The sequence below is a fragment of the Bizionia sp. genome, assembly GCF_048259285.1.
GTDB classification, from domain to species: Bacteria; Bacteroidota; Bacteroidia; order Flavobacteriales; family Flavobacteriaceae; genus Algorimicrobium; species Algorimicrobium hallyeonense.
Window position 1 is genome coordinate 1 of sequence record NZ_JBLXHU010000059.1, and the last position, 8,553, is coordinate 8,553.

Sequence of the window (8,553 nt, forward strand, 5' to 3'; positions counted from 1 at the left end):
AACACCAAATTAATAAAATATGAATGTTCGTGAGCTAAATCAACGCAAAGTCGTCATTGGTTTATAAATACGTTTACAAATGGCGGCTTTGTTTTTAAAAACATAAATTTTATGGGAGCAACAATTATTACTACCGAAGATCTGTATCAGTTTAAATTGGAACTGTTGGATGCAATCAAACAAGTATTACAGGAACAAAACGGAACGCCTTCTAAAAAGTGGCTCAAATCCAATGAAGTTCGCGAACTGTTGGGAATTTCACCAGGGACACTACAAAATTTACGAATCAATGGGACACTGCCGTATACCAAAATAGGAGGGGTGTTGTATTATGATTACAAGGAAATTATGCAGGTGTTGGAAAACAATAAAATCAGAAACGGATTTTAAGCGTATGGCAGCAGGAGTAAATTACATTAAACAGCTTAATGCTACCTATGAAAAGTTCATTGAAGATAATCGGTTAAACCCGACACATATTAGTTTGTATATGGCTTTATTCCAATTGTGGAATGCCGCTCATTTTATGCGAAGTTTTCATGTAATACGAGGGGAAGTCATGCTACTTTCAAAGATAGGATCCAAGACTACCTATCATCGGTGTATAAAGGAACTAGATTATTGGGGCTATTTACAATACAACCCCTCACATAATCCATTTAAAGGGAGTATGATTTGCATGACCATTTTTGGGACAACCGATAGACAAGTTATGAACCCTAGGCGTACCAATATAGGTACAAGTAATGAACCAGCCGTGGTATCTATTAACAAACCTATTCAAACTTTAGAAAACTATAAAAACATGGGCAAACATAATTTTATCGAAAATTCTAAATTTAAAAAATTGCGTACAAATAAAACCAAGCAGCCTGTTGGCCAATTTTTGGATCACCTAAAGATTAGTACGGATAAAAATTACAACGAGCCATTGTGAGAAAATATCAACCACATATCATAAAGGAGGGAGGTGTTGAATTTCATCTGGGTGAATTTCGTGGGGGACTCGTTTTGTATGATTTTAAAAAAATGCTGATATACCTTGATGCCAAAGGGAAACTTTTATTTGGAAAGAAGTTTAAGATATACAACGAAGATCACCCTATTTTATACAAGCTTTTTGTGTATTATATCCGAGATGAAGCTTCCTGCAAGAAATTGGGAATTGATCTCGGGAAAGGACTTTTACTATCCGGGCCTGTAGGGTGTGGAAAAACCAGCTTAATGAAACTAATGCGCCATTTAGTACCCCATCAAAAGCCGTATGAGCTCATTCCTTCTCGAAATATTGTTTTCGGATTTAACAATATTGGGTATCGAATAATTGAACAATATGGAGATCACCGATTTTATTGTTTTGATGATCTAGGAGTAGAACCTATTGGACGCCATTTTGGAAAGGATTGTAATGTGTTGGGAGAGATCTTGTTATCAAGACATGAATTGTTGATGGGGCATAAGGTAAAAACACATGCCACCACTAATTTAAATGCAAAAGAACTGGAGGCACGGTATGGAAACCGTGTACGCTCTCGAATGCGTGAGCTATTTAATCTGGTAGCTTTTGATAAAAAAAGTAAGGATAAGAGAAAATAACAGTTGGTTATATTTTAAAAAGAAAGCGATTTCTTTTCTAGAGAACCTTTAGAATGCATGAGTTGTTTATTCTCCATAATAAATCTATTTTTTTACTTTTCTTAGAATCGAGTTCGTTATAATTGGAAATTTATTTTGACTTAATTTATTGCAGTTATCTTCTCACTAGGAGGAAAGTAAACAATGATATCGTGGTTAAATTGGAAGGGTTGATTGAAAATTATCTTAAAAATGAAGCAATACATTCGGGGCTGCCTACAGTTAACTTTTTTGCAGAAAAGCTCAATATATCTCCTAATTATCTGAGTGATCTATTGAAAAATAGTACAGGGAAAAATGCGCAAACACATATTCAAGAATGTATAATAGATAGGGCAAAACAACTACTTTCGACCACGTGTTTGAGTGTAAAGGAAATAGCGTACGATTTGGGATTTGAGCATCCGCAATCATTTAGTACGATGTTTAGGAAAAACACACAACAAACACCCTTGCAATACAGAGCATTATTTAATTAAAAATTCACAATCTTAAACAATGATTATGAATAATAGCTAAGCCGGTGCTAACATTAAAGTTTTTAATCCTTACAAAAGGTTTGTCTTTCTCTCGATATGCTTTGTTGTATTTATATGTTTTTAGTCTACATTAATTCCTTGTAATTTACTTCTTTTATGACTTCTGAGGTATCCGAATCAATATGAGAATTAAGGACATCGCTGCTTACGGGGTAGGTATTTAATGGGATGGATTTGAAGATGCTGAATTCTTCTTTTAGGCTTTCTTCAGTTTGGAGTCTTAGCATATAATCTTTGTCTTGTGGATCAATACACATGGGCATACGTTTAGCACCATTGTGTATCTTTTCAAATAAGGGGTCAGCAGTAGTAGTGATTACGGAGCAAGTGAGTTGATTTTTCTGTTTAGTGTAGATGCCAAAAAGAGCGAACATTTCACTATTGGGACGTTCAAAAAAGAAGGGAATCGTTTTGCCATCTTTAGGTTTATGGGGTTCATAGAGCCCATCGATGAGAATTAAACATTTATGCTCTAAGAGCGCTTCATCTTTCCAATTGTAATAGTTTTGAAAAAATTTATCATCCCGGGTGTTTAAAGTACCGCCTGTATATTTTTTCCAGTAGGCTTGGAGTTCTTCTGAATAGTTTGGAGGTGCTATTCCCCAAGTAGCTAATTGAATTTCATCAGGATTCTCCTCTGTAATGACTAAGAGTCGACCATGGGAAAATCCATTTAAATGATAATGAACAGGAATATGTGATTCCTCTACTATTGTTTCCACATCAAAAATAGCTGCAATCTTTTCTGGATTCTTTTGCCTTTGTGAAATATGATAACACATATCTAACAGTTTATCATAAAGTTAAGGTTGATTTGTTAGATATACAAGTGCTGTAATTTAGAATTGTTCATAAATAAAAATGGAAATAATCCAATAAAATGGAATTATTCCTAATTTTGTAAAAAATAATAAAGATGGAACGCACAATTCTTCATTTGGATTTGGATACATTTTTTGTTTCCGTAGAGCGCTTGATTGATAGTCGCTTGCAGGGGCGTCCTCTTTTAGTAGGTGGTATAAGCGATCGTGGTGTTGTAGCTGCCTGTAGTTATGAGACTAGAGCTTATGGAGTACATAGCGGGATGCCCATGAAGATGGCAAAACAGCTGTGTCCAGAAGCTATAGTGATCAAAGGGAATGCTGGTGTCTATACCCAACACTCAGAACTGGTAACCGATATTGTTAAGGAAAGTGTTCCACTTTTTGAGAAGTCGAGTATTGATGAGTTCTATGCCGATTTATCAGGGATGGATAAGTTCTTTGGTTCTTATAAGTTTTCATCAGAATTGCGGAAAAAAGTCATCAAAGAAACTGGACTTCCAATATCGTTTGGGCTATCGGTAAATAAAATTGTGTCAAAAGTAGCCACAGGTGAAGCCAAGCCTAATAATCAATTAAAAATAGATTCAGGGTTTGAACGTCCCTTTTTAGCGCCACTTTCCATTCGGAAGATTCCAATGATAGGGGAAAAGACTTTTTTAACACTTCGAAATTTAGGAATTAAACAGGTGCGAACTTTACAAGAGATGCCCAAAGAAATGTTGTATACGGTACTTGGAAAAAACGGATTAACCATATGGGAACGCTCCTGTGGAGTAGACAACACCCCAGTAATTCCTTTTTCAGAGCGCAAATCCATTTCTACCGAGCGAACCTTTGACCGAGACACCATTGATGTGGCTATGCTTAAAGGTTTGTTAACTGCTATGACAGAAAACTTGGCTTATCAGCTTCGACGTGGTGAAAAACTCACCGCATGTATTGCTGTAAAACTTCGGTATTCTGATTTTCAGACGGTCTCCAAGCAATTGAAGATTCCCTATACGAGTGCTGACCATATCCTAATTGCTAAAGTATTGGAATTATTTCATCAACTATACAATCGAAGACTTTTAGTACGACTCATCGGAGTTCGTTTTAGTCATTTAGTACACGGAAATTATCAAATCCATTTGTTCGAAGACACGGAAGAGATGATCAATTTATACCAAGCTATGGATAATATACGCTTGCGTTATGGTGATAAAAGTGTGATTCGAGCTGCTTCCATGGGTGCTAGAACTATTGGTCGAATGCAGAATCCTTTTAATGGACAACCACCTACGGTATTAGCACATAGAAAACAGTAAAGCAATGTATTTAAATTGTCATTCATATTACAGCTTGCGCTATGGGACTTTTTCAGAAGTAACACTTTTGGAATTAGCGGTAGCCAATCATGTAAAGTACATAGCGCTTACAGATATTAATAATACTTCGGCCTGTTTGAATTTTCTTCGCAAAGCAGAGGAATTTCATATGCATGCAGTCGTTGGGATTGATTTTAGAAATGGGGTTGATCAGCAATTTGTAGGACTTGCAAAAAATAATGAAGGGTTTCAAGAACTGAATACCTTTTTATCAGATTATTTACATCAAGGGGAAAGAACATTTGAGCGCGCTCCTGACTTTTTAAATGCTTTTGTAGTTTATCCTTTTGAAAAAGTATTGGAATGGGAGTTAACGGAATTGAAGCCTTATGAGTATATTGGAATTTCTGTGAAAGACCTTAAGAAGTTACCTTTTTCTAAATACATAAAGTACCAAGATAAGCTGGTTTTTCAACAGCCTGTCTCTTTTAGAACAAAAAAAGACTTTAATGCGCATCGACTTTTAAGAGCCATTGCTAATAATACCTTATTGAGCAAGCTTTCAGTAGCTGAACAAGGCAGTCCTGATGATGTTATGTATCCAATGGATAACGTGTATGCATTGTTTCGGGAGTATCCTTTTATTTTAGAAAACACCGCTTTGCTTTTAAAACAATGTAAGGTTTCTTTTGATTTTTCAAAAGAAAAGCAAAGTCAGAATCAACACACTTATACAGGTAGTAGAGAAAAGGATCAAGAACTCTTAGAAACCTTGTGCCTTGAACAACTTGGTTATCGGTATCCTGATGATTCACATGCTGCATCTAAGCGAATGCAAAAAGAACTAGCATTGATTCATCAAATGGATTTTGTGGCTTATTTTTTAATCAATTACGATATTGTCAGCTATGCTAAAAAACAGGGATATTTTCATGTAGGGCGGGGGAGTGGTGCCAATAGTATTGTGGCTTACCTCTTAGGAATAACCGATGTAGATCCCTTGGAGTTAGATTTATATTTTGAGCGATTCATGAACTTGTTTCGTAGTACCCCTCCTGATTTTGATATTGATTTCTCCTGGCGGGATCGCAATGATGTAACTCGGTATATATTTGAGCGCTATAACCATGTAGCGCTTATGGGAACCTATGTGACTTTTAAATACAAAGGAGTCGTTAGGGAACTTGGAAAAGTGTTTGGACTTCCGAAGGAAGATATCGATCGTTTAAGTAGGGGGGATTTTACTTTAGCAAGTTTGGATCAATGGTCGAAATTAGTGCTTCAATATGGAAGGCTTATTGAAGGAATGCCTAATTATATCAGTGTGCATGCGAGTGGGATTTTGATTAGTGAAAAGCCACTTTCTTATTTTTCGGCCACATTTCTTCCCCCTAAGGGCTACCCTACGGTACAATTTGATATGCATATAGCTGAAGATGTAGGGTTACATAAATACGATATTTTGGGACAAAGAGGACTCGCTAAAATAAAGGAAGCTTTGGCGATTATTCGTTATAACAAGGGGAAAGAATTAGATGTCGAGATTCATGAAGTACAACGCTTTAAAAAGGATGAAAAGATCAATACTATGTTAAGTCATGGGCAATGCATGGGATGCTTTTATGTGGAATCTCCAGCAATGCGGATGTTGATTAGTAAATTAAAAGTGGATACGTATTTAGGACTGGTTGCTGCTAGTTCTATTATACGACCTGGGGTTGCCCAAAGTGGAATGATGCGAGAGTATATCCTTAGGCACCATGATCCAGAACGTATCAAACAAGCACATCCAGTACTCTTATCGATCATGCCAGATACCTATGGGGTGATGGTCTATCAAGAAGATGTAATTAAAGTAGCGCATCATTTTGCAGGACTGTCTTTAGGAGAAGCTGATGTGCTTCGTAGAGGGATGAGTGGTAAATACCGCTCCAGAGAAGAATTCAAAGCAGTAGAACAAAAATTTATTGAGAATTGTCGCCATAAAGGGTATAAGGATGCTTTAACTTTTGAAGTATGGAAACAGATAGAAAGCTTTGCAGGGTATGCCTTTGCCAAAGGGCATTCTGCTTCTTATGCCGTGGAAAGTTATCAAAGTTTGTATTTAAGAGCTTACTATCCTTTGGAATATATGGTAGCAGTACTCAATAATGGGGGTGGGTTTTACCGTCCTGAAATCTATCTCTATGAGGCAGAAATGCTTGGGGGTGTTATTCATTTACCCTGTGTGAATAAAAGCGCTATAGAAACCGTTATTGATGGTAAGGCTATTTATCTTGGATTTATGTTCCTAAAAGATTTTGAAGCGCGTTGTGCGCAACGGCTTCTTAAGGAGCGAGTGCATAATGGTGAATTTTTAAGCTTAGAAGATTTTATGGATCGCGTAACCATAAGCATTGAACAACTGAGTATTTTAATTCGTATTGGAGCATTTAGTTTTACAGGAATTGATAAATACGAACTGCTATGGAAAGCGCATTTTACCTTAGGACATCTCCAACGCTTTGACACCCAATATCCGCTTTTTAAATTGCAACAACGTTCTCATAACGTTCCTGTATTACAAACCACGAGTTTAGAAATGACCTTTGATCAATTGGAATTACTTGGGTTTACCTTAGAACGTCCATTTGAATTATTGTTAGAAATACCAGAAAGCTCTCTAAGTGCTGCTGATATGCCACGGTATTTAAACCGTAAAATTGATATTTATGGGTATTTAGTGACTACGAAATATGCGCGTACCAGCAATCAAAAAGAAATGTTTTTTGCTACTTTTATTGATAGTAATGGACTTGTCTTTGATGTGGTATTATTTCCAGTCATTGCCCAAAAATATAAGTTTAAAGGAATTGGGGTATATCGTATCTATGGTAAAGTGGTCAGTGAGTTTGGATACTTGAGTATCGAGGTAATTAAAATGCGAAAAGAAACCTATGTGCAGGATCCGAGGTTTGTATAAGAATTGTTTTATGATTGTAATTGAATTTGAATTGTTTTAGGGTCGATTGGTTACATACCGCACTAGGATTCTTTGAATATCACGATTGTTTTCATATGGGGTTATAAACTTTAATTGCGTTTGTTTTGGAGTGTTCATTGGACAAAAACCAAAGCCTTTGTAATTCCCATTTTCAATGTATACCAATCCCAGTTCATCTTCTGTTCTCCCTTCTAGCTCGATTAGACTCGTGTAGTCTTGAAGCTTGGTTTTGCTTACAAATTCATTTACACGCTGATTATAACTATCTGGAGCTTCCATGGATAGACAAGCACCAAAGCACATTTTGAGTTGGTATTGAAAACAAGATGATTTTGTTTTATACAACCCATTAATTTTCTGACAAAGTTGATATTTCTCTGTAATGCGAAAAAGCATTTCTTTGGCTTCATTCAGGGTGGAAAACGTAGTAATTACTTTGGACACTGAGGCAATCTTTCCAATAGTTAAGGCTTGATATCCATTCGTATTCGATAGAAACAACCCATATTGATAAATTTTTCGGCGTTGCGAACGGTTGTAAATAGGATGGTGTTTTTTAATAAGGTGTGACTCATAGAGCAATGATATAAGTTCACTTCCCATAAGCTCATAACTCACATAGTCGGTAAAGTGTTGTAGCTTTTGAGATTTGCGATCCTTCCCTGAAAAATGTTGTTTTACACGCTGTTGGATATTGATACTCTTTCCAATGTATATAATAGTTTTTTTAGCATCATAAAAAAAATAAACACCAGCTGCTTTTGGTAAGGATGCTATTTGATCATGTATATCGATTGCAATGCGTATTTCTATGGTTATTTATGAAAAAATTGTGTTTAGTACACTCAAAATCGCCCTTTTTTTCCAATTGTAAAAATACGGCATCCATACATATCAACAAATAGCTTCTCAAAAATCCTATAGTTTAAGTCATTTTATTATCAAATAGTAGTAATTGATTTTAAGCTATATTTTATACACAAATAATTGATTGTAAGTACTTTAAGTGTTTAATAGTTGTACTTTTTTACTAACGAAAACGAATCAAAAATTTAAACCGTTCCGTTATGAAAAAAGCAACTTATTTCACGCTATTATTCCTGCTGATTTCCAATACCATATTGGCGCAGATTGGAGGAATTGAAGATTCAGTCAATGATATTTCAAATACCATTCGAACCATATTTCCCATAATCCTTGGAGTGATATTCTTGGTGGGATTCTTATTCAATGCAGGACATTTCTTCGGAGAGAATGCTGATCTT

General features: G+C 35.9%; 9 protein-coding genes. 7 read left to right on the forward strand and 2 right to left on the reverse strand.

Annotation, left to right across the window (positions count from 1 at the left end; all coding sequences use genetic code 11):
- The first annotated feature begins 111 nt into the window (after positions 1–111).
- The 4 genes from ACN0QX_RS14385 to ACN0QX_RS14400 all read left to right on the forward strand — a co-directional run bounded on the left by ACN0QX_RS14385 (position 112) and on the right by ACN0QX_RS14400 (position 2,114).
- Positions 112–390, forward strand: a complete 279-nt coding sequence (locus tag ACN0QX_RS14385) for a helix-turn-helix domain-containing protein (RefSeq protein ID WP_008615716.1) — start codon at positions 112–114, stop codon at positions 388–390.
- Positions 391–394: 4 nt separating this feature from the next.
- Positions 395–937: a hypothetical protein gene (locus ACN0QX_RS14390; protein ID WP_417197950.1), complete on the forward strand. Its 543-nt coding sequence runs from the start codon at positions 395–397 to the stop codon at positions 935–937.
- The gene (locus ACN0QX_RS14395; protein ID WP_417197952.1) at positions 934–1,596 is read left to right on the forward strand and encodes an ATPase; all 663 of its coding nucleotides are present in this window, start codon (positions 934–936) and stop codon (positions 1,594–1,596) included. Before ACN0QX_RS14390 ends, ACN0QX_RS14395 begins: the two co-directional genes overlap by 4 nt.
- A gap of 191 nt (positions 1,597–1,787) precedes the next feature.
- Complete coding sequence (locus ACN0QX_RS14400) at positions 1,788–2,114, forward strand: helix-turn-helix domain-containing protein (RefSeq protein ID WP_335587983.1); 327 nt, start codon at positions 1,788–1,790, stop codon at positions 2,112–2,114.
- Positions 2,115–2,239: 125 nt separating this feature from the next.
- Here the strand turns inward: ACN0QX_RS14400 and ACN0QX_RS14405 are convergent, their stop codons facing one another.
- Positions 2,240–2,956 (reverse strand): SOS response-associated peptidase, encoded by a 717-nt coding sequence (locus ACN0QX_RS14405; protein ID WP_335587984.1) that lies wholly within the window; start codon positions 2,954–2,956, stop codon positions 2,240–2,242.
- Between the two features lie 134 nt (positions 2,957–3,090).
- Here ACN0QX_RS14405 and dinB point away from each other — a divergent pair, with 134 nt between their 5' ends.
- Together dinB and ACN0QX_RS14415 are read left to right on the forward strand one after the other, a co-directional pair.
- Complete coding sequence (gene dinB, locus ACN0QX_RS14410; RefSeq protein ID WP_335587985.1) at positions 3,091–4,305, forward strand: DNA polymerase IV; 1,215 nt, start codon at positions 3,091–3,093, stop codon at positions 4,303–4,305.
- A gap of 4 nt (positions 4,306–4,309) precedes the next feature.
- Positions 4,310–7,267, forward strand: a complete 2,958-nt coding sequence (locus tag ACN0QX_RS14415) for a DNA polymerase III subunit alpha (RefSeq protein WP_335587986.1) — start codon at positions 4,310–4,312, stop codon at positions 7,265–7,267.
- 36 nt (positions 7,268–7,303) lie between these two features.
- On the opposite strand, the gene ACN0QX_RS14420 is transcribed toward ACN0QX_RS14415, so the two are convergent.
- Entirely contained in the window at positions 7,304–8,107 is an 804-nt protein-coding gene (locus tag ACN0QX_RS14420) for a GIY-YIG nuclease family protein (RefSeq protein ID WP_417197957.1), read from the reverse strand.
- A gap of 248 nt (positions 8,108–8,355) precedes the next feature.
- Here ACN0QX_RS14420 and ACN0QX_RS14425 point away from each other — a divergent pair.
- Positions 8,356–8,553 (forward strand): hypothetical protein (locus tag ACN0QX_RS14425; protein WP_417197955.1); only part of this gene is annotated, 198 nt, incomplete at its 3' end.

What these genes read in the sequence shown, in the direction of transcription:
- ACN0QX_RS14415 (WP_335587986.1), top strand. Translation starts at nt 4,310, where the DNA reads ATGTATTTAAATTGTCATTCATATTACAGCTTGCGCTATGGGACTTTT.
- dinB (WP_335587985.1), top strand. Translation starts at nt 3,091, where the DNA reads ATGGAACGCACAATTCTTCATTTGGATTTGGATACATTTTTTGTTTCC.
- ACN0QX_RS14385 (WP_008615716.1), top strand. Translation starts at nt 112, where the DNA reads ATGGGAGCAACAATTATTACTACCGAAGATCTGTATCAGTTTAAATTG.
- ACN0QX_RS14390 (WP_417197950.1), top strand. Translation starts at nt 395, where the DNA reads ATGGCAGCAGGAGTAAATTACATTAAACAGCTTAATGCTACCTATGAA.
- ACN0QX_RS14405 (WP_335587984.1), bottom strand. Translation starts at nt 2,956, where the DNA reads ATGTGTTATCATATTTCACAAAGGCAAAAGAATCCAGAAAAGATTGCA.